This window comes from Streptomyces sp. NPDC052109 (assembly GCF_040680195.1).
Taxonomy (GTDB): domain Bacteria; phylum Actinomycetota; class Actinomycetes; order Streptomycetales; family Streptomycetaceae; genus Streptomyces.
In genome coordinates this window covers 12482-36140 of sequence record NZ_JBFAWF010000006.1, presented here as the reverse complement: position 1 = coordinate 36140, position 23659 = coordinate 12482, and the positions used below count along the sequence as shown (strand labels likewise).

21 protein-coding genes, 3 pseudogenes and 1 riboswitch are annotated in these 23659 nt (G+C 71.3%); of the genes and pseudogenes, 5 read left to right on the top strand and 19 right to left on the bottom strand.

The window, feature by feature from the left end:
• Positions 1-78: 78 nt before the first annotated feature.
• A complete protein-coding gene (locus AB0L59_RS14895) occupies positions 79-561 on the bottom strand; it encodes a cupin domain-containing protein (protein ID WP_365582837.1) in 483 nt (160 codons plus the stop codon).
• Positions 562-656: 95 nt separating this feature from the next.
• Between AB0L59_RS14895 and AB0L59_RS14890 the strand changes: the two genes are divergently transcribed.
• Positions 657-1190: a TetR-like C-terminal domain-containing protein gene (locus AB0L59_RS14890; protein ID WP_365582834.1), complete on the top strand. Its 534-nt coding sequence runs from the start codon at positions 657-659 to the stop codon at positions 1188-1190.
• A gap of 295 nt (positions 1191-1485) precedes the next feature.
• On the opposite strand, the gene AB0L59_RS14885 is transcribed toward AB0L59_RS14890, so the two are convergent.
• From AB0L59_RS14885 to AB0L59_RS14855, 7 genes and pseudogenes are all read right to left on the bottom strand, one after another.
• Positions 1486-2997, bottom strand: a complete 1512-nt coding sequence (locus tag AB0L59_RS14885; RefSeq protein ID WP_365582831.1) for an AMP-binding protein — start codon at positions 2995-2997, stop codon at positions 1486-1488.
• A 1-nt stretch (position 2998) separates the two neighbouring features.
• Positions 2999-3541, bottom strand: coding sequence for a hypothetical protein (locus AB0L59_RS14880; RefSeq protein WP_365582828.1), 543 nt, complete (start codon positions 3539-3541; stop codon positions 2999-3001).
• A gap of 288 nt (positions 3542-3829) precedes the next feature.
• Positions 3830-3965, bottom strand: a pseudogene (locus tag AB0L59_RS14875) (IS630 family transposase); the annotation flags it as partial.
• A 303-nt stretch (positions 3966-4268) separates the two neighbouring features.
• Positions 4269-5189, bottom strand: coding sequence for an isocyanide synthase family protein (locus tag AB0L59_RS14870; RefSeq protein ID WP_365582825.1), 921 nt, complete (start codon positions 5187-5189; stop codon positions 4269-4271).
• Between the two features lie 151 nt (positions 5190-5340).
• A complete protein-coding gene (locus AB0L59_RS14865) occupies positions 5341-6603 on the bottom strand; it encodes a cytochrome P450 (protein WP_365582822.1) in 1263 nt (420 codons plus the stop codon).
• 11 nt (positions 6604-6614) lie between these two features.
• Positions 6615-8441 (bottom strand): asparagine synthase (glutamine-hydrolyzing), encoded by a 1827-nt coding sequence (gene asnB / locus AB0L59_RS14860; protein ID WP_365582819.1) that lies wholly within the window; start codon positions 8439-8441, stop codon positions 6615-6617.
• A gap of 16 nt (positions 8442-8457) precedes the next feature.
• The gene (locus AB0L59_RS14855; RefSeq protein WP_365582816.1) at positions 8458-9873 is read right to left on the bottom strand and encodes an MFS transporter; all 1416 of its coding nucleotides are present in this window, start codon (positions 9871-9873) and stop codon (positions 8458-8460) included.
• Positions 9874-10148: 275 nt separating this feature from the next.
• Here AB0L59_RS14855 and AB0L59_RS14850 point away from each other — a divergent pair.
• Positions 10149-10330, top strand: a pseudogene (locus AB0L59_RS14850) (cation transporter); the annotation flags it as partial.
• Between the two features lie 57 nt (positions 10331-10387).
• Here the strand turns inward: AB0L59_RS14850 and AB0L59_RS14845 are convergent.
• The 5 genes from AB0L59_RS14845 to AB0L59_RS14825 all read right to left on the bottom strand — a co-directional run bounded on the left by AB0L59_RS14845 (position 10388) and on the right by AB0L59_RS14825 (position 15005).
• Positions 10388-11206 (bottom strand): ABC transporter ATP-binding protein, encoded by an 819-nt coding sequence (locus tag AB0L59_RS14845; RefSeq protein ID WP_365582813.1) that lies wholly within the window; start codon positions 11204-11206, stop codon positions 10388-10390.
• A complete protein-coding gene (locus AB0L59_RS14840; protein ID WP_365582810.1) occupies positions 11203-12276 on the bottom strand; it encodes an iron ABC transporter permease in 1074 nt (357 codons plus the stop codon). The genes AB0L59_RS14845 and AB0L59_RS14840 overlap by 4 nt, the downstream gene beginning before the upstream one ends.
• Positions 12277-12278: 2 nt before the next feature.
• Positions 12279-13358 (bottom strand): ABC transporter substrate-binding protein, encoded by a 1080-nt coding sequence (locus tag AB0L59_RS14835; protein ID WP_365582807.1) that lies wholly within the window; start codon positions 13356-13358, stop codon positions 12279-12281.
• Between the two features lie 183 nt (positions 13359-13541).
• Positions 13542-14156: a sigma-70 family RNA polymerase sigma factor gene (locus tag AB0L59_RS14830; protein ID WP_365582804.1), complete on the bottom strand. Its 615-nt coding sequence runs from the start codon at positions 14154-14156 to the stop codon at positions 13542-13544.
• 177 nt (positions 14157-14333) lie between these two features.
• Positions 14334-15005 (bottom strand): hypothetical protein, encoded by a 672-nt coding sequence (locus tag AB0L59_RS14825; RefSeq protein ID WP_365582801.1) that lies wholly within the window; start codon positions 15003-15005, stop codon positions 14334-14336.
• 241 nt (positions 15006-15246) lie between these two features.
• Here AB0L59_RS14825 and AB0L59_RS14820 point away from each other — a divergent pair, with 241 nt between their 5' ends.
• Positions 15247-16365, top strand: a complete 1119-nt coding sequence (locus tag AB0L59_RS14820) for a pentapeptide repeat-containing protein (protein ID WP_365582799.1) — start codon at positions 15247-15249, stop codon at positions 16363-16365.
• Between the two features lie 273 nt (positions 16366-16638).
• Here the strand turns inward: AB0L59_RS14820 and AB0L59_RS14815 are convergent, their stop codons facing one another.
• From AB0L59_RS14815 to AB0L59_RS14795, 5 genes are all read right to left on the bottom strand, one after another.
• Complete coding sequence (locus tag AB0L59_RS14815) at positions 16639-17121, bottom strand: copper chaperone PCu(A)C (RefSeq protein ID WP_365582797.1); 483 nt, start codon at positions 17119-17121, stop codon at positions 16639-16641.
• A gap of 35 nt (positions 17122-17156) precedes the next feature.
• Positions 17157-19430 (bottom strand): heavy metal translocating P-type ATPase, encoded by a 2274-nt coding sequence (locus tag AB0L59_RS14810; RefSeq protein ID WP_365582795.1) that lies wholly within the window; start codon positions 19428-19430, stop codon positions 17157-17159.
• Positions 19430-19678, bottom strand: a complete 249-nt coding sequence (locus tag AB0L59_RS14805) for a hypothetical protein (protein WP_365582793.1) — start codon at positions 19676-19678, stop codon at positions 19430-19432. The genes AB0L59_RS14810 and AB0L59_RS14805 overlap by 1 nt, the downstream gene beginning before the upstream one ends.
• Positions 19679-19868: 190 nt before the next feature.
• Positions 19869-20609: a YcnI family protein gene (locus tag AB0L59_RS14800; RefSeq protein ID WP_365582791.1), complete on the bottom strand. Its 741-nt coding sequence runs from the start codon at positions 20607-20609 to the stop codon at positions 19869-19871.
• A 40-nt stretch (positions 20610-20649) separates the two neighbouring features.
• Entirely contained in the window at positions 20650-21015 is a 366-nt protein-coding gene (locus tag AB0L59_RS14795) for a hypothetical protein (protein WP_365582789.1), read from the bottom strand.
• 123 nt (positions 21016-21138) lie between these two features.
• Between AB0L59_RS14795 and AB0L59_RS14790 the strand changes: the two are divergent.
• Positions 21139-21315 (top strand): annotated as a pseudogene (locus AB0L59_RS14790) (PepSY domain-containing protein); the annotation flags it as partial.
• Positions 21316-21520: 205 nt separating this feature from the next.
• On the opposite strand, the gene AB0L59_RS14785 reads toward AB0L59_RS14790, so the two are convergent.
• Complete coding sequence (locus AB0L59_RS14785; protein WP_365582787.1) at positions 21521-21880, bottom strand: metalloregulator ArsR/SmtB family transcription factor; 360 nt, start codon at positions 21878-21880, stop codon at positions 21521-21523.
• 80 nt (positions 21881-21960) lie between these two features.
• Positions 21961-22152, top strand: a riboswitch (cobalamin riboswitch).
• Between the two features lie 26 nt (positions 22153-22178).
• On the opposite strand from AB0L59_RS14785, the gene AB0L59_RS14780 reads away from it, so the two are divergent.
• Positions 22179-23288, top strand: coding sequence for a HoxN/HupN/NixA family nickel/cobalt transporter (locus AB0L59_RS14780; RefSeq protein WP_365582785.1), 1110 nt, complete (start codon positions 22179-22181; stop codon positions 23286-23288).
• The last annotated feature ends 371 nt before the right edge of the window (positions 23289-23659 follow it).

The window sequence follows — 23659 nt, the reverse complement described above, 5'->3', positions numbered from 1 at the left end:
TCGCCACGGAAGTCTCGCGACCGCCGTCCTGGCCTCATTGCGTGGGACTCGGGCGCACCTTCGCCCTGCACGGCAAGGTCACATCGTCTGTTCCAGGGTCTGCCCGGCGATCGAGATCGGCTCGGCTTCGATCATCGAGGCGATCCACCGGCACGGGGTGTCCGGGCTCGGGTTGCGCCAGAGGTGGAGGGTGCCCCGCTGGACGAGGATGTCGCCCGCGCACAGCCGGGTGACGCTCCCGCCGTCCAGTTCGAGTTCGAGTTCGCCCGACAGCACGGCGATGTAGTCGATCGACCGGGTTCGGTGCATGGGCGCGACGAAGCCGGGACCGAACTCCATGACCCGTAGCACGGAGCCACGGGTGAACGCCGTTCCGGTCGGGCGTTCGCTCCCGGCCACGTCCGTGGCGTTGTCCGCCGGGACCGCACCGGTCGTCCACAGGACGGCGCTTCCGCCGGCGACACCGGGGAAGTCGGCCATCGGGATCTCTTCGTCGGAGAGCACGACGGCGTGTCCGGCGGTGTCGTGCCCGGTCACGACGCGTCGAATCCTGTTGCTCATCAACACTCCCCCAGCGCTACAGCTGTGGACAAATTTAGTTACGGTACGTGCCGTAACGAAATGTGGGCGATGAAACACGTACTGCCGGCCCGGCGATGGGTGGAAGCCAGCAGCGGGGCCGACCGCGCAAGATCGAGACCGATCAGGTGATCCTGGCCGCGGCCTGCGAACTCCTGCTGGCCAACGGCTACCGAAAGCTCTCCATGGAAGCGGTCGTGGCCAACCTGGCCATCGACGCGCCCGCGGAGGCGCTGGAACCCTCCGACGACGGTGAGATCGGCGATGACCTGCACGCGTGGCTCGACGCCTTCGCCGGAGTGGCCAGCTACCCGCGCAATGCGGCCCTGGCCCTGGCGTTGATCGCCGCGGCCGCCGAGAACCCGGCCGACGCCCAGTCCCTGTACGGGCTGCTCACCGGCCCCAGTCACCAGGCCCTGACCACGCGCCTGCGAGCCGCCGCGGCCGGACGGATTCGACCCGATGCCGACCTCGACTCGGTCGGCGACGCGCTGATCGGGTCGATCGTCATCCAACTGCTCACCGGCCGGACCGCGACGACCCGACAGCACGCACACGACCTCCTCGAGATCGTCCTGCGCGGCCTGCGCCCGGACACACAACCGAACTGACTGGGTCCGAAGTGGACACAGAGGGCATCTTCATGCCCAAGATCGGCATGCACATGACCGAAGGCACCGTCTCCGAGTGGCTCGTCGCCGACGGCTCCCACTGCGACGAGGGCGCGATCGTGGTGGAGATCGACACGGGTCGTACGCGGCCCGGTCCAGGATCCCGACCCCGGCCGGGCGGCACCACTGTCCCTGACCGTCGCCGGCGGCAGATTTCGAACCGGTGGCCAAGGGGCGCACGAACCATTCGAGGCGATCAGCCTGGCCCGCGAGGCGGGGCTGGTCTGAGCCGCGGTCACGTCGGCGGGGTGAGGCCGCGGCGCCTGATCTTGCCGCTGGCCGTGGTGGGCAGGGCCGCCATCACGTGGACCGCCTTGGGAACCTTGTACGGGGCGAGTTGGGTGCGGGCGAAGGCAAGGATGGCGTCCGGATCCGGCTCACGGCCCTGGGCCGGTACGACGTAGGCGTGCGCGACCTCGCCCAGCCTGGGGTCCGGCACCCGGCCCACCCCGACCACGGCGACGTCCGGGTGCCCGGCGAGCACTCGCTCGATCTCCGCCGGGTACACGTTGTACCCACCGCTGAGGATCATGTCCTTGAGCCGGTCGACGATGTAGAAATGGGCGCCCCGCCGGCGCGCGATGTCGCCGGTGTGCAGCCACCCGTCCGGTTCGATGGTCTCGCGGGTCGCGGTTTCGTTGCCGTAGTACCCGAGGGTGACCAGTGGCCCACGCACCATCAGCTCGCCGTCCGCGCCCTCGGGCGCGTCCACGGTGACGTCGTCGAGAGACGCCACCCGGACCTCCGTACCGGGAAAGGCCACCCCGATCGAGCCCCTGGCCGACGGCGCATGCGCGGCGTGCGTCGTGGCCAGGCCGGACAGTTCGGTCATGCCCCACAGTTCGAGCAGCGGCGCGCCCGTCGCCTGCTCCCACGCCTGCACGACCGCATCGGAGATGGTCTGGCCGCCGACGGTGCAACGCGTCACCGTGGTGAAGTCGGTGGCCGTCGTGGCCAGCGCGTCCAGCATCATCGAGTACATGGCCGGCACGCCCTCGATCATGGTGACACCGTGCTCCGCCACCAGCCCCAGCATCCGGGTCGCGTCGAAACGCGGCTCGATGACCACCGTCGCCCCGGTCAGCAGCGCCGAGTTGACCGCACAGTTGCCGTAGACGTGCGGCAGCGGCAGCGCGGTCAGGACCACGTCCACACTGGACCGGGCGTGCATCGCCGCGGTGTAGACCCAGTTCAACAGCAGCGCCTCACGGGCCTGCATGGCGCCCTTGGGATGGCCTGTCGTGCCCGACGTGTAGGAGATGCCGCACAGGTCTCGGGGCCGGGCGGCGCAGGAGTCCCAGTCGGCCGGGCCGTCGCCGAACAGATCGGCGAACCGCAGGACGCCTGTCGGGGCGTCGTCAAAGGACACCACGAGCCGGACGCCGCCCGGGAGCACGGCGCCGACCCGCTCGATGCAGGTCCCCGAGGCCAGCAGCACCGCCGATCCGCAGTCCTCGACGACCACCGCCAACTCCGGCGCGGTGAGCATCGCGTTGACCGGGTTGACCACACAGCCCGCCCGCAGGATGCCGTGGTAGGCCGCGACCCACTCCCAGCGGTTCTCCGAGAACAGGCTCACCCGCTCACCCGGCCGCACGCCGTGCTCGCTCAGGCCGGCCGCCACCCGGCCGACGGCCGCGTCGAGCTCGGCGTAGGTCAGGGTCCGGTCCCGGCCGACGAGTGCGGTCCGGCCGCCGTGCCGCGCCGCGGCGGCGCCGATCATGTCGGCGGGGTCCAGGACGCGCACGTCAGCTGCCCAGGGCGACAGTGACGTCCGCGGGGACCTCCGCATCGGTCAACGGGTGGACGCCGATGACCGCCGAGTAGGTTTCCTCACCGACGAGCAGGCCGCTCTCGTCGAACGGCCAGGAGATGAGCATCCGCATCCGGATCTCGTGGATCGCGTCGGGCTCGCTGGCCGGCAGGTCGATCCCCGCCAGGAACGCGCCGGAGACCAGGGACGTCGACACTCCGTCGGTGATGATGATGTCGTCGGCGACCGTGAGCCGGTCGATGTCGTACTGGAAGTAGAGCTGCCCCTGCGCCTTGCGCTGGAGGTAGAACTCCCGGATCTCCTCGCGCGAGGAAGGAGACAGCTCCTCCGGGGCGCCCCAGGTGCGATACCGCTGGTGCAGCGGCGAGATCGTCGCCAGGAGTGCGTCGACGTCCTCGTTGACCTCGCCGGCCATGTGTGCGCGCAGCACCTTCAACTGCTCGACGTGCTTGGGATTGTCGGTCGCTGCGATGCGGGCGTCGACGTAGTCGATCATCGCGGTGCGGTTGATGGTCATCTCGATCTCCAGATCAGGTCTTCCGGACCGTCCCTATTGGATGCGCGAGCGCGTTCGTTGCCCATCTCCGAACGGAGACCCTGTTGTCTCCGGAGCCTCGGCCGCGGATGATCGGTGCGGCGCGGCCGGGTGCGAGCTCTCGTCCCGCCTGCGGCACGCGCAGGACGGCTGCCGCGCCCGGTACACCCGGCGCTGCCGGCGTCAGGTACTGCGCCGGGTACCGCCGAGGGCGAGCAGCGCGCGGCAAAGGGAGCCAGCGACTGGGGCGGCGCGAGGTCGCTGGTACGGCTCGATCTTGTTCTGCCGGGCCCGGGCACGGATCCGGGTTGCGGCAGTGGGCGGAGAGGTCGTCCAGGATGATGTGGATCGGGGCGCCGTCCGGGCGGGCGGCCCGGACCGGCTTCAGCGCCGCGAGGGTGCGGTCCGCCTGCGAAGCGCCGTGCCACGGCCCGGTCGGCGGAACCGCGCCCCCAGATTCTGACTCACATCAGTCCTACCCATTGGCCATGAGCCGGCCTGGGGAAACGCCGGTTCCAAGGGGAGCCGGCCACGTGAGGAGCGAGCCGTGTTCTACTCCTTGGCCAGTAACACGATCATCGCGTTTGAGCGCAGCGGCCAACACAGTCGTCCGTCGGTGAACGAGCTGGTCAGATGCTCCGGCCCCGCACCCGTCCTCTCTTCCAAGTGCCTGCTCCAGAGCGAGAGCGCCTCCGAAAAGGCGTGTCGCTCAGCTCTGCTGAAAGTGGCTCGGCCTGCCCTCGCGCTCGACCAGACGGCCGCGCTGGGCCGCTCCGGCCCGGGGCACAAGGGTCCAGGTACCGTCGGTGCGGCGCAGAGCAGCGGAGTGCCAGGGGGTCGTCCAGGCGTCCGGCGCGTCAAGGAGGCGGACACCGAATTTGGGGGCGCCGATCGGCTGGGGATGGATGGAGAGGCGTACGGCACGCGCGTGATGTTCGACGATCAGGGCACCCCAAGCGCGGCTGCGTTGGATGACGCCGTAGGCGCGCTGCCGACATGCGCGTTGGAGGGCGGAGCGGGTACCCGTCCAGCCGGCGGTGTCCTCGACGAGGAAGCGGGTGATGCCCCGGTAGAGGGCGAGGGCCTGGTCGTCGGCTCGGATCTCGGCGCGGAGTGCCTCCAGGGTGGGGGCGTAGCGCTCGTGGATGTGGGTGCGTTTCGTGTCGTGCGGAAGATCACCGAGGGCGTCTCGCAGGTCGAAGACGGACAGTCTGTCCAGACCCATCCGGTCTATCTGTATGCCTAGGTCGTCGGCGTAGGCGTCGATGTGCTCGTCGGGAACGCCGATGAGGTCGCCGAAGACATGGCCGTCGGAGCAGATGATCACGTGGGCACCGGGTGGGTAGATCCGCTCGATCTCGGTGCACAGGGTGTTCAGGAAGGTCAGGGAGAGGCGTTCGCCCTGGTCGGGGAGGTGGCCGAGGACCTTGGCGGGGTTGGGGGACTTGCAGGGGAAGCCAGGCAGGGTGAAGACGATGGGGGCGCCGTCGCGTACGAAGGCGGAGATGCGTCGCAGCTGGTGCGGGAACGCTTGCGCGGGAACGGGGACTCGGTCGGTCGTGCGGCGGTGGGGCAGGAGCAGGTTCAGGATCTCGGTGGCGATGCTCGTGGGGAGGGTCGTCAGTTGCATGTCATTCCTCCTGGGGTACGCGGGCGTACGAGGGCACGTCGACATGGCGCCGTGGCGGGCGGGGAAGCCAGGCGCCTGGGGGTCAGTGGGCGTGGGTCAGCCGGGGCCGGGTCGGCTGATGTGGCCTGACCCGACCAGCTCTACGTCGGTGTCAGAGGCGTCGGTCGTAGTCGACGGGGAGGTGGTTGGTGCCGCGGCCGAGGACGGCCGGGATCCATTCGATGTCCTCGTCCCTGATGGCCAGATGGAGGCCGGGCAGGCGGGCGAGGAGGGTGCCGAGGGCGATCCCGAGTTCGGCGCGGGCGAGGGCGGCACCCGGGCAGAAGTGGATGCCGTGGCCGAAGGCGAGATGGGGGTTGGGCGAGCGGTCCAGGTCCAGGGTGTCCGGAGCGGGGAAGCGGCGCGGGTCGCGGTTGGCCGCGCACAGGGAGACGATCACCGAGTCACCGCCGGGGACGCGCGCGCCGTACAGATCGCTGTCCTTGCCGAAGAAGCGCCAGGTGGTGAGCTCGAAGGCGCTGTCGTAGCGAAGGAGTTCCTCGACGGCGCGGGGCAGCAGGCCCGGGTCGTCGCGCAGGCGGGCGAGCTGGTCCGGGTTACGGAAGAGGGCGATCAGGGCAGTGGTGATCTGGTTGGTGACCGGCTCCTGGCCCGCGACGAGGAGCTGGAAGATCATCGAGTCCAGTTCCTCCTGCGACAGTTCGCGGCGGTCACGGGCCACGACGAGGCGGCTGAGCAGGTCGTCGTCCCCGTGCTCTCGCTTGTGGGCCACGACATCCGCGATGTAACGCTGCAGGCCGTGCAGGCGGGACTCGTAGCGGGGACGTGCGGGGTCGGTGGGGCCGACCGGCTGGACGACCTTGCCCCAGTCGCGGTCGAAGCGGGCCGCGAGTTCCTGCGGGAGGCCGATGACTTCGGCGAGGACCTGGAAGGGGAAGAGGGCGGCGAAGCCGGTGACGAGGTCCGCGGGACCGTTCTGCGGCAGCGCGTCGACGACAGCGTCGGCCAGTTCCTGGAAGCGCGGGCGGAGCTGCTCGATGCGGCGCGGGGTGAAGGCGTCCGTCACGAAGCGGCGCATCCAGGTGTGCTTGGGCGGGTCCTGGTGGAGCAGGTGGACCTGGAGCTGGGAGTGCTGTGGCTCGGGCATGATCGAGGCTCGGGCGCGCCAGCGGTCGTTGCCGCGGTCGTGGTTCTTGCCGAGGCGGTCGTCGTTCAGCGCGGCGTGGGCGGCGTCGTAGCCGGTGACGAGCCAGGCTTGGACGCCGCTGGGGAAGAGGACCCGGTGGACGGGCCCGGCCTCGCGCATCTGCTCGTACAGGGGGTAGGGGTCGCTCTTGTAGGGGCAGCCCATCAGCGGCACCGGGTCGGGCAAGGTGTCCGGCTCTGCGACCGGCTGCTGTTCCTGGAGGGTCATGGGGAGGCTCCTCAGAGGGCGAGTTCGGGCCGGTGGTGGTCCAGCCAGAGGGCGAGGTCGACGACGCGTTCGAGGCGCAGGCGGTGGCCCCACTCCAGCCGGTCGGGCGGGGTGTCGAGGCAGGGCTTGATGCGGGTCTCGTCGGCGAGGGCGCGGACCTGTTCGGTGGCGAGCGCGTCGCGGGCCAGGTTCTGCAGGCCGCGGTTGTAGTCGGGGTGGTGGGTGGCCGGGTAGTGGTTCTTGGGACGGTGCAGCACCGAGTCCGGAGCCAGGCCGGCACCCATCGCGCGCAGCAGGCTCTTCTCCCGTCCGTCGAAGCTCTTCAGCGCCCACGGGGTGGTGAAGGCGTACTCGACGAGCCGGTGGTCGCAGTACGGGACGCGGACCTCCAGGCCCTGGGCCATGCTGAGGCGGTCCTTGCGGTGGAGGAGTTGGCGCAGCCAGCGGGTCAGGGACAGGTGCTGCATCTCGCGTTGGCGGTGTTCGGCGGGACTCTCGCCGTCGGTGTGCGGTACGGCGGCCAGGGCGGCGCGGTAGGTGTCGTCGCGGAACTCACCGATGCACAGGTCCAGTTCGGGGTTCAGGGGCATGGCCGCCTCGTCGCCCGTCACCAGCAGCCACGGGAAGGCTTCCGCTGCCAGGGCCTTCGGGTTGTGGAACCAGGGGTAGCCGCCGAAGACCTCGTCGGCCGCCTCGCCGGAGAGGGCGACGGTGGAGTGCTCGCGGATCTTGCCGAACAGCAGGTACAGCGACGTATCCATGTCGCCGACACCGATGGGTGAGTCGCGGGCCACGACGACGGCCTTGCGGTGCTCGGGGTCGAGCAGGGCGTGCGGGTCGAGGACGACCGTGCTGTGGTCGGTGCCGATGAAGGCGCCGGCCTCGATGGCGTAGGGCGTGTCGTGGCCGGTGCGCAGGACGTCGCCGGTGAACTGTTCGACCTGGTCGCTGTAGTCGACGGCGTAGGAGCGGATCCGGGCGTCCGGGCCTTCGCGCAGGCGGAGTTCTTGGGCGAGCAGGGCGGTCAGGACGGAGGAGTCGATGCCACCGGAGAGCAGGCTGCACAGCGGGACGTCCGCTTCGAGCTGGCTGCGCGCCGCGTCACCGACCAGGGCGCGGATCCGCTCGATGGCCGTGTCCTGGTCGTCGGTGTGGTCGACGGCCTCCAGTTGCCAGTAGCGGCGTTCACGGGTGCCGCCCCGGTCCAGGACGAGCACGCCACCCGGCTCGACCTCCCTGACTCCGGACCAGACGGTCGGGCCGGTGTTGAACAGCAGGCTGTACGCCTCCCGCAGCCCGTCCGCGTCCACCCGCGGCCGTATCTCCGGATGGGCGAACAGCGCCTTCGGTTCGGAGGCGAAGGCCAGGCCGCCATCGACGGCCGCCCAGAACAAGGGCTTCACCCCGAGCCGGTCCCGGACCAGCACAAGCCGCTGAGCGCGCTCGTCCCAGACGGCGAAGGCGAACATGCCCTCCAGGTGCTCGGCCACCGCCTCCCCCCACTCGGCGTACCCGCGCAGCACCACCTCGGTGTCACTGCACGTGCGGAACACATGCCCCCGGCCGCGCAGTTCGGTCCGCAGCACCTGGTGGTTGTAGACCTCGCCGCTGTAACTGAGCACGATGGCCGGCTCGTCGGGCCGGTCGCTCATCGGCTGCACGCCGCCTTCGAGGTCGACAACGGCCAGGCGCCGGTGGCCGATCGCGGCCCGCTCGCCGAGCCAGACGCCTCCGGCGTCGGGGCCACGCGGGGTGAGGGTGGCGGTCATGGCCTCGATGACCGGGGCCTGGGTGCGGGCGTCCTGGTGGAAGGACACCCAGCCGGTGATTCCGCACATGGGAAGGACTCCTCGGTCAGGGGTGGTGGGCGGCGGGAGCCGCGTCGGTGGACATCTCTTGCACGAGCGCCGGCCTGCGTCCTCGCAGCGCGAGCAGGGGTACGGCGATACAGGCGGCGACTGCCGCCAGGGTCAGCCCAGCCGTCACGCCGTCATCGCCTCCGGCCAGGCCGCAGACAGCGGTGGCCAGAGCCGGGCCGAGAGTGAAGCCGAGGCTGCGGGCCAGCTGTACGGAGGAGCCCACGGTCGCCGCGCGGTCCGCTGGGGCGGCGCCCATGACAAGGGCCTGGGTCGGGCCGCCGTTCAGGCCCATGCCGAGGCCGGCCAGCGCCAGCCGCCAGGCCACACCCGCCGGTGACCAGTCACCCCCCAGCGGAACGAGGAGGAGCAGACCGGCGGCGGTGAGGGCGGCACCGATGACCGCCACCGGCCGAGCCCCGCACCGGTCGGCGAGACGACCGCCGAGCGGTCCGGCCAGCCCCATGCCGAGCGGGAAGGCCGGCACGGTCAGACCGGTCGTGGTGGCGCTGACGCCGTCGTCGCGCTGAAGGTGCAGGGCGACGACGTAGTGCATCGCCGCGAACCCGGCCGCCAGCGCGAGCACCGCCGTATGCGCCCGGAACAGCCCCGTCGCCCGCAGTACGCCGGCCACCGGGCGGCCGCCCGGTCCCCACAGCCACCACCACAACGGCGGTACGGCGGCAAGCGCGAGCACCAGCCACGCCGGGCTTCCCGGCGCCAGGGTCAGCGCCAGCAGCAGGGCGGCCACCCCGGAACCCACCAGCACGGCGTCCGCCGCCGACCGCCGGTCGGGCAGGCGCAGGTCCCCGTCCCTCGGCATCGCCCTCCACGCCACGACCAGAGCAAGCAGACAGAAGGGGATCTTGACCAGGAAGACGGCGCGCCAGCCCAGGTGGTCCAGTAGCAGTCCGCCCACCGCCGGGCCGGTCACGGCGCCCAGCGGGCCAAGCGTCGCGGGCACGCTCGTGGCCCGCCCGCGCAGTTCCGGCCGTACCGAACGCAGGGCGAGAACCGGCATCAGCACGAAGAGCACGGCCCCGAACGCGCCCTGGGCGAGACGGGCGGCGATCAGCCAGGACGCCCAGGGCGCGGCGGCCGCCAGCGCGCAGCACAGAGCGAAGCCGGCGGTCGCGACCAGCAGAGCGGAGCGCATCCCGGCCCCGTCCAGCCACCGGCCGACAGGCAACAGCAGGGCCACCACGGGCAGTTGATAACCCAGCGCCGCCCACTGGGCGGTCGCGGCGGATACGTGCAGACCTTCGGCGATGTCCGCCAGGGCCACGTTGACGATGTTCATGTCGAGCATCGCCACGAACGACAGCAGGCCGGCCACCGCAACGAGCAGCCAGCGGTCCTCGCCGCCGACGGGTATGTGGCCGGGCTGTTCCGAACCGGGACTGTGGCCTGCCACCGTTGCCGCCCCTCACGGTCGTGGGTGGGCTGCCGGACGGCAGCCTCGTCCCACAAGTCGGGAGGGATCGCACACGAGTTCCCGGGCGCGTCCAAAAATCATGAGGGGCAGCACAGCCGACAGCCACGCCGAACGCTCCGTCGACAACGGATCCCAGCCCGCTGCCCGGTGCATGCCGCGGAGGGTTCCTTCCCTCCCCTCGGACATCGAATCGGCATGGCTACGGCGGAACTCCGGGCTCCGCTCAGCCGACTACTGAGGCGACGGCGTCGGGAATGAGCTGCGAGCACTGCGCGGCGAGCATCAGGGAAGAGGTCTTCGAAGTACCCGTGGTGAGCGAGGTCGTGGTCGACCTCGCCGCCAACGCCGTCACCGTGCACGGCACAGACCTTGACGACGAGCGGCTGCGCGCCGCGTCGTCGAGGCCGGGTACGGCATCGCCGACCCCATCGCCGCCTGCTCCCGGCAGACGACCGAGTGGGCAGGACGCGACCGTCGGCCTGCCCGAGCCCGTTCATCCCCGGGTGGGTGTCTCCATCGGCACTGCCGTCGGTACCTCGTCCGCCGGCGCCCTATGGTCGAAGGCGATGAGCGGGTCACCAGTCAGGGGATGGTCGACCACCGCCGCTCGCACTCCGAAGACCTCCGCCATCAGCGGGGGCGTGAGGACTTCCCGCGGCGGGCCGGAGGCGACGACCGCTCCATCGTGCAGGACGTGGAGGCGGTCGCAGACGGAGGCCGCGGCGTTCAGGTCGTGCAGCGACACCAGGGTCGTACGGCGCTGGGCACGCAGGAGCGCGAGCAGGTCGACCTGGTGGCGGATGTCGAGGTGGTTGGTCGGTTCGTCCAGCACCAGGATGTCCGGGTTTTGTGCGAACGCCCTCGCCAGCAGGACGCGTTGGCGTTCACCGCCGGACAGGACTGTGAAGCGGCGTCCGGCCTGTTCCGCCATGCCGACGTCGGTGAGCGCCTGGGCGACGATGTCCCGGTCGGCGGCGTCCTCCCCGGCGAAGGCCCGCTTGTAGGGCGTACGGCCCATCGCGACGACCTCGCGCACGGTCAGCTCGAAGTCGCTCCCGCGCTCCTGCGGCAGGGCGGCCACGTGCCGCGCCGACTGGAGCGGGGTCATCTCGCGCAGGTCGTTGCCGGCGAGCAGGACCCGCCCGGCGGTGGGTTTCAGGTGCCGGTAGACGGTGCGCAGGAGCGTGGACTTGCCGCTGCCGTTGGGGCCGACCAAGCCGGTGATCTCGCCCTCGGCCGCGACGAGATGGGCGCCCGCGACCACCGTCCGACCGGCATAGGCGGCGTGCAGGTCCTCGATGTCGATCCTCAACTGCCGCTCCCCAGGCGCCGGTCCAGCAGGTAGAGCAGGGCCGGAGCCCCGAGGAGCGAGGTGACCACGCCCACCGGCAGCTCCTGCGTGTCCATCGCCGTACGGCACACGATGTCGACCGCCACCAGGAGCAGAGCGCCGAACAGGGCGGAGACCGGCAGGAGCCGACGGTGGTCGCCGCCGACGACCAGGCGGCAGGCGTGCGGCACCATGAGCGCCACGAAGGCGATCGCACCGGAGACGGCCACCAGGACGCCGGTCAGCACGCTGGTGACGGTGAACAGTTCACGGCGCAGGCGGGTGACGCCGATGCCGAGTCCGGCGGCCGTCTCGTCGCCCATGAGCAGGGCGTTCAGGCCCCGGGCGCGCGCCTGCAGCCACAGCAGGGCGGCGGGTACGGCGACGGCGGGCACCGCGAGCAGTTCCCAGGTCGCTCCGCTGAGGCTGCCCATGAGCCAGAACAGGACGCTGTGGGTCTGCTGCTCGTCCGCGGCACGCAACACCAGGTAGCTGGTGAACCCGGACAGGAACTGGCCGATCGCGACCCCGGCCAGCACCAGCCGCAGCGGCGCGAACCCTCCGCCTCGCCGGGCCACCGCCCACACCAGCGCGAACGTCGCCAGTGCGCCGGCAAAAGCCGCCCCGGACAATCCCAGTCCCAGTGCCCCGCCCGCGCCGAGGCCGAGGACGATCGCGGCGACCGCGCCGAGGGAGGCGCCGTTGGAGATGCCCAGCAGGTAGGGGTCGGCCAGTGGGTTGCGCACCAGCGCCTGGACGGCCGTACCGACGACTCCGAGGCCGGCGCCGACGAGGGCGGCGAGCAAGGCACGAGGAAATCGGAGCTGCCAGACGATGAGGTCGTCCGTGCCGGGGCGCGGAGCCTCGCCGGAGAGCCGCCGCCACACCACGCTCCACACCTCGCCGGGAGGGACGGAGGTCGAGCCCCAGGCCACGGCAGCCGTCAGCGCGGCCAGCAGCGCCACGGCCAGAACCACCGCCAGCGGGCCGGCGGGCAGGCTGCCGCGCTCCTGCGCAGCCGCGGCTTTCCGGCGCACCAGTGTGAAGGCCACGATCAGGCGACCTTGCCCGGGTAGAGGATCTTGGCGATGGCCTCGACCGTGTCGGCGTTCTCGACTCCCGCGATGGTGGTCCGCTCGGAGCCGATGCGCAGGAAGTGGCCCTCCTTGACCGCCTTCAGCCCCTTGGTGGCCGGGTTGGACTTCAGCCACTGCTCGGCCTCGTCGAACGCCTTCTTGTTCGCCGCCTCGCTGCCCCGGTTGCGTACCCCGAGCTGGATCCAGTCCGGGTTCCTGGCGATGACGTCCTCCCAGCCGACCTGCTGGTAGTCGCCATCGCAGTCGGCGAAGACGTTGCGGGCGCCGGACAGGGTGATCACGGCGTTGGCGAGCTGGCGGTTGCACGTGACGGAGGGCTGCTTCGTACCGGCGTCGTAGTCGAAGAAGAAGTAGGTCGGCCGATTGCTCTGCGCCGTACCGCCGACCGCCTTCTGGACGGCGGCCACCTTCTCCTTCATCCCGGCGACGAGTTTCTGTGCCTGAGCGCTCGTGCCGGTGACCGCGCCGAGGGAGGTGATGTCGGCCTCGACAGCGGACAGGTCGGTCACCGGGGTCTTGTTCTGGGCAGCGCAGGCGGTCGACTTCAGGTAGATGTGCTTGATCCCGGCGGCCTTGAACTCCTCCGCCGTCGGCGCGTCTCCCATCCCTCCGCCGCCCATGCTTCCCATGGAGGCGAAGGTGTCGATGTAGAGGTCGGCGCCGGAGCCGAGCAGCTTCTCCTTCGGGATCACGGTCCGGCTGAGCACCTTGACCTTCCGCGCCTGTGCGTCGAGCGTGCCGGGCAACGTGCCCTTGCCAGGCGGGAAGCCCGTGCCGATCACGTGGTCGCCGGCGCCGAGGCGCAGCAGCAGCTCCAGACCGGAGGCGTTGCTGGTGACGATCCTCTTCGGCGCGCTGGAGAAGGTGGCCCTGGCGCCCGTGCAGTCCGCGACGGACACCGGGTAGCCGCCGGAAGCCGCCTTTCCGGCCTGCCCCGCGCTCGCGTCCGCCGTGTCCTTCCCCCCGCTGCCACAGCCCGCCGCCAGCAGGCCGCCGAGCACGACGGCCGCGGTACCGCCCCACACACGAGAACGCATCGAACAACTCCCGGATCCACTCGGTACACGGGCGAGCCTCCGCCACCCGCTCCAGTAGTCGGAGCGAAGGTGCCTTGAGTTCCCGGCCAGTTGGCGATCCGGCTCAGGTGAATCGCTCCCGGTGCTCCAGCGGCGAGGGTGCCGGTGCCGTTCTTCCAGCCGGCACCGGCACCCTCCTGGCGCTCAGGCCACCAAGGCGGCGGGCTCATCCGCCTCGTCCAGCAGGTTCATCAGCGTTGCGCGGGCGCGGGCCACGCGGGAGCGGACCGTGCCGATCGGGCAGTGGCTCACCTCGGCGGCCTCCGCATAGGGCAGGCCGAGCAGCTGCGTGAGGATGAACGCCTCCCGGCGGTCATCGGGCAGCGCGGCCAGCAGATCCAGCAGGGCGATGCCGTCGTCGAAGCCGGGCAGGTCGCACGGCTGAGCCAGCTCGGCGGCCAGCTGCCAGTCGGGGACGTCGGCCAGGCGCGGGCGCGCGGCGGTGTACCGGTAGCCGTCGATCACCGCGCGGCGGGCGATGGACAGCAGCCAGGCCCGGGCCGAGGAACGCCCCTCGAAGCGGTGCAGGCTGCCGAGCGCCCGCAGGAACGTGTCCTGCGCCAGATCGTCCACGGCCTGGGGGTCGCCGCACAGATGGGCGACGTAGCGCTGGACGTCCCGGTGCAGGGCGCCCACGAACTGCTCGACCGCGTCCGCGTCACCGCCGCGGGCGGCCAGCGCCCATGCGGTGATCGATTCGTCGAGCGCGGCCGGCGTGTCACTCCGGGAGCGCGAGGTGGGCAGGGCAGAGGTATTCACCTGGTGTCCTTCTCGGGTCAGCCGTGATCCGGACCAGGGCGCGCCACAGCGCGCGGTCCGGTGAAAGGGGGAGAGACGGCCCTACGGCGTCGCTGTGGCGCTACCGCGCCTGTGCGGTCGTACGGCCGTGGCCCGAGGCACACGGGCAGCCCGGCAGCCTCGGGAAACCAGCTGTCTTCAGACGACAGCCGTTCCCACGGGCGGACCCCGAGAGGTGATCGCGTGGACGATGAGGAGGAGACGCGGCGCCCCGTCCGAGAGACGGCGCCGCAGGTGGACGCGGGGGCGATCGGGGGTATCGGGCAGGGCGAGCAGCAACCGCAGCGGCGCCGCCAGCCATCCGGCCGCCGCCCGCAGGATCCGGAAGGCGGCCTTCTCGCCGTACGCCAGCCACAGGCCGCACAGCACCGCTGCGAGCACGTGGGCGGCGAGCATGCCGAACGACGACGAACCGCCGTCCATGGAGTGCCCGATGTGATCCACGGCGCTCATGCCCGTGTGGTCCATGCGCATGGCGCCCATGTCCATGGCGTCCATGTGCATGGAGCCCATGCCGCTCATTCCCGTGGAGGCGGAGCCGTCGGACGTGCCGGACGTCGACTGGGCGTAGGAGAACGCCTCGTGGAGCACCGTCTGGGCGGCGACCACGACCGTCACGATCAACGGCAGCCCGCGCTCACGCCCCGCCAGACACCAGCCCACGGCACCGGTCACGGCCCCGCCGGCGGCCAGCGCCCACGCCGGCACGTCGCTGCCGGACATCAGGACGTGGCCCAGGGCAGCGAGCAGCACGCACATGGCCGCGAACACCGCGGCCCGTATCGCGCGAGCACACCACCCTGCTGTCATGGCGCCTCATCCTCGCATCCGGGCTTCGGTCGTCATGCGTGGGTACGGACATCCACGAGGGACCGTACTCAACCCGCGGGATGTGATCCAGCCCACGACAACCGGCTGGAACTCGAGGACACTCCGCCCCGACGTCTGGTGCGGTGACCGCATGGGTACACCGGGCTCGGCCTTGTCCTAGGATCCTCTGGCTATGGGGGGATCTGTTCGTGGCCGGTGGCGCCTGACTCGTGCCGTTGCTGTGGCGCTGGCCGCACTGGCCGTGAGCGTGTTACTGGGCTTCGCACTCCTGGTTCTTCCGGGGCTGATCGTCGACCACGACCTCGCAGGTGGACACCTCGCTGCAGCGGACCGGTTGAACGCGGTGAACAACGTGCGCACCACGCTTCTGCAGGCGGTCGGCGGTGCGGTCGTCCTGTTCGGCGCCTATGCCACATGGCGGCAGCTGCGCGTCAGCCAGGACGGGCTCAACGCAACCCGAGAGGGGAACATCACCGATCGCTTCAGCAGGGCCGTGGACCAGCTCGGCAGTGACAAACTGGACGTGCGGATCGGGGGCATCTACGCACTGTGGCGGATTGCGGATCACTCCGACCGCGACCGCGAGGCGGTCGTCTCCATCATGGCGGCGTATCTGCGGACACACCTTCCCTGGCCTCCGCAGGAACCCGCAGTACCGGCGGCGGACGTGTCCATCAACTCGGTGCCCCCGTTGGAGACCCGCGTCGCGGACGCGCAGACGGCGCTGACCTGCCTCGGGGTCCTGTACCAGGAACGCCGTCCGGAGTGGCTCAACGTCAGCCTGACCGACCTGCGCCGCGCTGACTGTGACGGACTGTGGCTGCACGGAGTCAACTTCGACGGCGCATGCCTGGAAGCGGCGAGCATCTACCAGGTCAACCTGAGCAACGCGTCACTGATCGCCGCCAACCTGCGGCATGCCGAACTCGGCACTTCCATTCTCCACCAGGTCCGCTGTCTGCAAGCCGATCTGCGCGGCGCCCGCCTGGTCAAAGCCGACTTGAGGTCGGCGGACTTCTCCCGTGCGGACCTGCGGGAGGCGAACCTGCGCAAGGCCCGCGCCCAGGGCGCCGTGTTCGCCGCAGCGGACCTGCGATCGGCCGACCTCCGGGGCTGCGACCTCACCGACACCGACCTGCGAGAGGCGAGGCTGGAAGGCGCGCTGGCGAGCCACCTTACGCTCTGGCCGACCGGCTTCGACGTTCACACAGCCGGCGTCGTGGTCATCGCGGACCCTGGCGTCGAACCGGACAATCTGCTTCCGGCTGCCGCGCTCACGAGGCGAGTCCCGCTGCTGCAATCGGAGCCGATGCGAGGTCCGTCGGCGTCGGCGAACTGAACAATCGGGCAGCGCAGTCGAGGGGCCGTCCGCCCCAGCGGATGCCCTTCTCGCCGCGGACGCGGACGCGTTCCTCGCGCTGGGCTGCGAGTACGTCGGGGTGGGCGGCGAGTGCCTCGGGGTGGCGGGCGTTGGCGTTGCGCCGGCGCAGACCTCGACCCCTCCAACGGTCGGAACGAACCTCACCACCCATCCAGCTTCCAACCGCTACCCCGGCGAACCCATGCGGTCACAGCACCTGGGCGAGGGCTCCTCCGACCTCGGGGCGGGCGATCACCGACCGCCGTTGCTCGGGCGGACCACGACCGCGATCGCCTCGACCGGCGCGCTGCGCTCGAAGTGCAGCGTGAACGGCACGAGGTCACCCGCGCGCCAGCCGGCCCCGGCCCGCAGCGTCACGTCCACACCGCGCGGCGACATGGACAGCACGCCGCCCGCGGGTACGCCGGCCGAGGTCATGTCCGCCTTGTAGGCGGCCCGGTCGCCCAGCATGCGGTGCCCACTGAGGGTGATCCGGCCGTGCGTGGCGGGGGACGTCACGTTCTCCAGCCGGTCGTCCGCGCCACCGACGTTGGCGACGTCGAAGAGCGCCGCGGTGTCCGTGCTGTCGCCGTACGGCTGGAGGACCCGTCCGTTCGAGACGGTGATCCGGGCCGGGCTGCCCGCCTTCCCGGCCCCGGCCCAGGTCGTCAGCCCGCCCAGGGCGAGGCTGCACGCGGCCACGGGCGCGAGCGCGGCGAGGAGGGTGTCGGTCATTCGGCGGCGAGTGGGTCGCCAGAGGTTGTGCTCGGTCATCGGGTACGCCTCCGGGCGGGAGCGGGCGCGGGCTGCCAGGCGCGCAGCCGCAGGCTGTTGCCCACGACGAGAAGGGAACTCACCGACATCGCCGCCGCGGCGAGCACCGGATTGAGTAGGCCCACCATGGCCAGTGGCACGGTCACGACGTTGTAGCCGAAGGCCCAGACGAGGTTGGCCCGGATCGTGCCGAGCGTGCGCCGGGCGAGCCGGACCGCGTCCGCCAACGCCTCGATGTCCCCGCGTACCAACGTCACGTCGGCGGCCCCGATGGCCACGTCCGTGCCGCTGCCCATGGCGATGCCCAGGTCGGCGCCGGCCAGGGCCGCGGCGTCGTTCACTCCGTCGCCGATGACCGCGACGCGGTGGCCCTGCTCCTGCAGGCCCCGTACGAGGCCGGCCTTGGCCTCGGGAGTGCAGCGGGCGTGCACCTCGTCGATGCCCAGTGCCGCGGCCACGGCCTGCGCGGGTGCCTCACGGTCACCGGTGGCGAGCACCGGCCGCACCCCGAGGCGCCGCAGCCGGTCCACGGCCCGGTAACCGCCGGGCCGTACGACGTCCCCGACCTCGATCAGGGCCTCGGCCACACCGTCCACCCGCACCACGACGGGCGTGTGGGCGGCAGCCTCGGCCACCGGCAGCGCGTCTGCCAGTGCGGTGGGCAACTCGCCCTCCAGGGCGAGGACTTCCACCAGCCGGCCCTCGACCAGGCCCCGCACGCCCCGCCCCGGCACGGCGGCGAACTCACTCACGTCCGGCAGCGGCCCCTCGGGGAGTTCCCGCCGGGCGTAGGAAGCGATCGCCCGGCCCAGGGGGTGCTCCGAGCCGTGCTCGACGGCACCGGCCAGTCGCAGCAGTGCCTCCTTGCCCAGTCCGTCGGGTACGACCGTGACCCGGGCGACGGTCATGTGACCGGAGGTGAGCGTGCCGGTCTTGTCCAGGACGACCGCATCGATGTGCTGGAGCCCCTCCAGAGCCTGGGGTCCGCTGACCAGGACGCCCAGTTGGGCACCGCGGCCGGTCGCGGCCATCAGCGCGGTCGGCGTGGCCAGGCCGAGCGCGCACGGGCAGGCCACGACGAGGACGGCCACGCACGCGGTGACGGCGGCCTGCGGGTCGGCCCCGGCACCGAGCCAGAATCCGAGGCAGGTGACGGCCAGCGTCAGCACGACGGGGACGAAGACGCCTGCCACCGTGTCGGCCAGCCGCTGCGCCCGCGCCTTACCGGCCTGTGCCTCGGTCACCAGCCGGGTGATCCGGGCGAGCTGGGTGTCGGCACCGACGGCCGTGGCTTCCACCAACAGCAGCCCGCCGGCGTTGACAGCGCCGCCGACCGCCGCCGAACCCGGCCCGACCTCGACCGGCTCGCTCTCCCCGGTGACCAGGGACAGATCCACTGCAGAACTGCCCTCCACCACCTGCCCGTCGGTGGCCACCCGCTCCCCCGGCCGCACGACGAAGACCTGCCCCGCCCTCAACCACTCGATGGGAAGAAGCCGTTCGTCGTTGCCATCGCGGATCGTCACCTCTTTGGCGGCGAGTTGGGCCAGTGACCTGAGCGCGGCCCCGGTCCCGCGCCGGGCCCGCGCCTCCAGGAACCGGCCCGCCAGGACGAACAGCGGTACGCCGACGGCCGCTTCGAGATAGAGGTGCGCCGCGCCGTCGGAAGCCGAGGGCACCAAAGTGAAGGGCATCCGCATGCCGGGCTCTCCGGCACCGCTGAGGAAGAGCGCGTAGGCGGACCAGGAGAAGGACGCCACCACACCGAGCGACACCAGGGTGTCCATGGTTGCCGCCGCATGCCGAAGGCCACGCGCGGCACGCACATGGAAGGGCAACGCGCCCCAGACGGCGACCGGGGCGGCCAGCGCGAAGCACAGCCACTGCCAGTCACGGAACTGCAGCGCGGGAACCATCGACAGCACGAGCACGGGCACCGCGAGCAGCGCGGTGATCAGCAGCCGACCCCGCTCCTGGCGAGTTTCCCCGGACTCGCCCGCGTCCTTGCCCTCGCGTGTCTCGGGCTGCTTGGGCGGTTCCGGCAGGGCAGCCGTGTAGCCGGCCTTCTCGACGGCGGCGGCGAGTTCCTCGGGGCTGATCCGCGGCGGGTGGCTCACACGCGCCCGTCCGGTGGCCGGATTGACGGTCGCCGTGACCCCGTCCAGCTTGCCGAGCTTCTTCTCGACGCGCCTCACACAGGCCGCGCAGGTCATGCCACCAATGGTCAGGTCGGTCGTCACCAGGTCGACGGTGACCGGCTCCCCGCCCATCAGTGGTCACCCCCGTTCATGTCCCCCATGTCGTCCGTGCCGCCGCCCCCGCCGGGACCGCCGACACCCCGGCTCGTGCCGGTGCCGTGCATGCCGGGTGCGACGGGCCCTGCGGCGGCACCGACGGCGTACGACACCGCGAACATCACCGCCAGCAGGAGAAGGAACCCGCACAGGGCGGGCGGAAGCACCAGCTTCCGCGACACCGCACCCGCGCCGGAGGAAGAGGATTGCCGGGACTCGTCCATCAACCGCGTCTCCAGATCACGTCGTACGGCGTCGGTCGGATCGCGCCGTACTGCATCAGGAGTCGGGGCCGCCGAGGGTCGAGTTCCGAAGCGACGTTGTGGTCCGCGTCACGGCAGAGACGACTGGGCCGGGGGTTCACGGCGGCGGACCGCTGCCCTGCCGACGACCACCGTCGGCAGGGCGGGTGCGCTACTCCGCCCGGGATCCGGCGGAACGGCCGCGCACGACGGCAAAGCCCGCCGCGGCCAGGCCCAGTACGCCGACGACCAGCCCGGCGACGCCGAGACCGCGGGCGGTCGAGTCGCCGGCCGAGGCGGTCGCCTTCGCGCTCTCGGAGCTCTTCGAACCCGCCGCCGAGGCGGTCGCAGTGCCGGCGCCGTCCTCCGCGCCCTTGGCGGTGAGCTTGAGCACGGGCGCGGGGTTCTCCGGCTCCTGGCCGCCCTGCGCCTCCTCGATCCAGCGGACGATCTTGCCGTCGGAGTACGTCTGCAGGGTCTTGAAGGTCAGCTGGTCGCTGTCGTCGGGCAGTTGGCCGAAAGCGACGTCGAAGTCCTCGTACTGGCCCGGCGCGATCTTCCCGCCGGTGAAGGTGATCTCGGAGGCGGCGTCGGTGATGGTGCTGTCGTCGGTCTTGACGGGCGTCTTGAGCTTGGTGTCGGTGACCCGGGCGGTCCAGCCGTCCTGCGGGTGGACCAGGACGCCGAGGACGGGGTGATCGGTGGGCAGGAAGACCTGGACCTTGGTGGTGGACGCGCCGTCCTGCTCGTCGGGGACACGGAAGGTCAGCACGCCGTCGGTGGCGCCCTTGGCGTAGCTGTCGGGGTGGACGGTGACGTGCGCCGAGGCCACGCCCGCGGCAGCGAGAAGTCCGGCGGCGGTGAGGGTGGTGACGGCGCAGGCGCGGCGCAGGGTGGTGCGGGTCCTGGACATGAGGTGAGGGATCTCCGTGCGGAAGAAGGGATGTCGGGGGTCAGGGCGCGTACGACATCCCCATCGGCGGCCCCCGTCGGTGAACGGCGTACCTCAGCCGTACCTGCCTGGGCGCCCACGGCTCACCGGCAGCCCGACGCGCAAGCCCTGGCCCGGCCGGCGCGGGCCACGCCCCGTCGGCCACGTGCCACCAGGCGGCAAGTCCCGGCACGAACGCGACCGCCCACCGCAGCAGCGACCACAGTGCCGCCTCGCCGCGCCGCAGCCACCAGGTCAGCAGCAGGGCCGCCCCGACGTGGGCGGCGGTGGCGTGCGGTGTCGGTGCGTGCGGCGCTTGGACCATCCGCATGCCGTGCATGACCATCGCGGTGTGGTGGGGCTCGGCGACGTGGAAGGCAAGGTGCAACCCGCCCTGGGCGGCCGGAGTCCCCGTGCCGATGGCGACCAGCGACCGCTCGCGGCCACCCAGCCGAACCGTTCCGCTCAGCCGACAGCTGACGTGACACCCATACGCCGCAGGAGCAGGCCCATGTCCGCCGAACCGCCCACCACCGCCCCACCACACACGGCCGGCGATGCCGGCGCGCCGAAAAAGGGCCCTGCTTCCGCGGCGGCGCCCTCGGCCCTGCGCACGCTGGTGCTGCGCCTGCACTTCTACGCGGGCGTGTTCGTCGCGCCGTTCCTGCTCGTCGCGGCGGTCACCGGCTGGTGCCCTGCATCACGGTGGTCGCCGTCGTCGGCTACTACGTCCCGCTGCTCGGGATCCCGCTCGCCGGCTTCCTCGCGGTGGACAGTCCGCGGCTGGGTCGCACGCCGTCGTACGGGGCACGCACACGCCTGAACCGAGCGGCCGCGCCGACGCGGGAGCGTTGCGCGACGCTCGCCGCGATCGCGTGCGGCCGCGGATCTCGTCATGCGTCTCGGGACAGGCAGTGTTCGAGCAGCGCGGCCATCGGGCCCTCGACGACCCGGTAGCGCACGATTCGGCCGTCCTTCTCGCCGTGGACGACACCCGCTGTCCGGAGCAGCCGCAGGGCCTGGGACACGGCGGTGTCCCTCATGCCGGTGGCGACGGCGAGGTCGGAGACAGCGATGGGGCCAGCCTCGTGAAGGGCGAGCAGCAGGGACAGGCGCCCGGGATCCGAGAGCAGGGAGAAGCGGTCGGCCCAGGCGCGTACCCGCTCGGGTTCGCCGACGGCGGCGATGGCGTCGCAGACGCGATGGCCGTCGATGGTGCGCTGCCCGGCGCGTTCCGCGGGGACGAGATGCATGGGCCCATCATCGCAGTCCGCGAAATCCCGCCTCAATACCTGCTCGGTTATGCAGCCTTGCAGCCTCAACCTCCGGCCTTCTAGGGTGAGCGGGCCGTGGTGTTCGGGAAGACCGGTGAAAGTCCCTCAGGGGGCTCAGTCCGGAGCGGCCCTCGCCACTGTGATCGGGGAGTTCCCGCCCCATGCATTGCCACTGGCCTCGCGGCCGGGAAGGCAGGGGCGGGCGCGTTGACCCGTCAGCCAGGAGACCGGCCACGGCAGCACGAAGCTGATCCACGAGGTGCTGGAGCGTGACCGTATGACCATGCCCGAAGGCGTGCCCGAAACCGCCGCCTCCCCTTCCTTCCGCTGGCGGCGCGAGGACACGGTCCGAACCGCGGGCCTCCTGGCCGTGATCGTCGCCTTGCACGTGGTCGCCTTCGGGATCCTCTTCCTGCTCGTGGTCCCGCGCCACTACGAGGTCGGCGCCAAGGCGTTCGGCGTCGGCCTGGGTATCACCGCCTACACCCTCGGCATGCGGCACGCCTTCGACGCCGACCACATCGCCGCGATCGACAACACCACCCGCAAGCTGATGGCCGACGGCAAGCGGCCGGTGTCGGTGGGCTTCTGGTTCGCGCTCGGCCACTCCAGCGTGGTGGTCGTCATGGCGGCGCTGGTCGCCGGCGGCGCAAAGCTCGCCGGCGCCCTGATGAACGACGGTTCCCGCACCCACCAGGTACTCGGCACCGTCGGCACCACGGTCTCCGGCGGCTTCCTGTACCTGATCGCCGCGCTCAACCTGGTGGCCCTGTTCGGCATCACGCGTGTCTTCAGGGCCTTGCGCGCCGGACGCTACGACGAAGCGGAACTGGAGGCCCATCTCGACTCGCGCGGCTTCATGAACCGCATCCTGGGCCGGCTCACCAAGTCCATCCACCGGCCTGGCCAGATGTTCCCCCTGGGCTTCCTGTTCGGCATCGGCTTCGACACCACGACCGAGGTCCTGCTCCTCGCCCTGGCCGGCAACGGCGCCGCCGCAGGTCTCCCCTGGTACGCGATCACGTGCCTGCCGCTGCTCTTCGCCGCCGGCATGAGCCTGTTCGACACCCTCGACGGCACGTTCATGAACTTCGCCTACCAGTGGGCGTTCTCGAACCCCGTACGCAAGGTGTTCTACAACCTCACGATCACCGGCCTGTCCATCGCGGTGGCCTTCTTCGTCGGCACGATCGAGCTGGTCGGCGTTCTGCACGACAAGCTCGGCCTGAGCGATGACGTCACCGGCTGGATCGCCGGACTGAACCTGGACAACGTCGGCTACGTCATCGTCGGCCTGTTCGTGGTCGTCTGGGCCGTGGCCATCGCCTACTGGCGCCTGGCCAGGATAGAGGAACGCTGGGGGTCCCACACCGCCGACGCCGGCTGACGACGCCGGTCTCGCCGCAGCCCGACTCATTCCACAGGTGGCGCAGGAGTTTGCGTGGCCACGGAGCGAGCACTACCGCGCACACGCCGGCGCCACCGGCGGTTCACTCTCTCACCGCGGCAGCCCCACAACACCTGCATTGACATGGCCTTGACCGGCGGAAGACGGCGGCCGCATGGTGAAACCACCCGGCCCTCAGCTGCCCTGACATGCCGTCCGTCAAGGCTGCTTTTCGTCATGTGGCCCTTCCGAACCGCCCGAAACCGCACGGAGGCTTGATGCACCGACGCGAAATACCCTCCGGATCCCCGGTGATCCACCACCGCCGACCGAGACGCCGGGTGCGGCGGATGGCAGCTGCCCTCACCGCG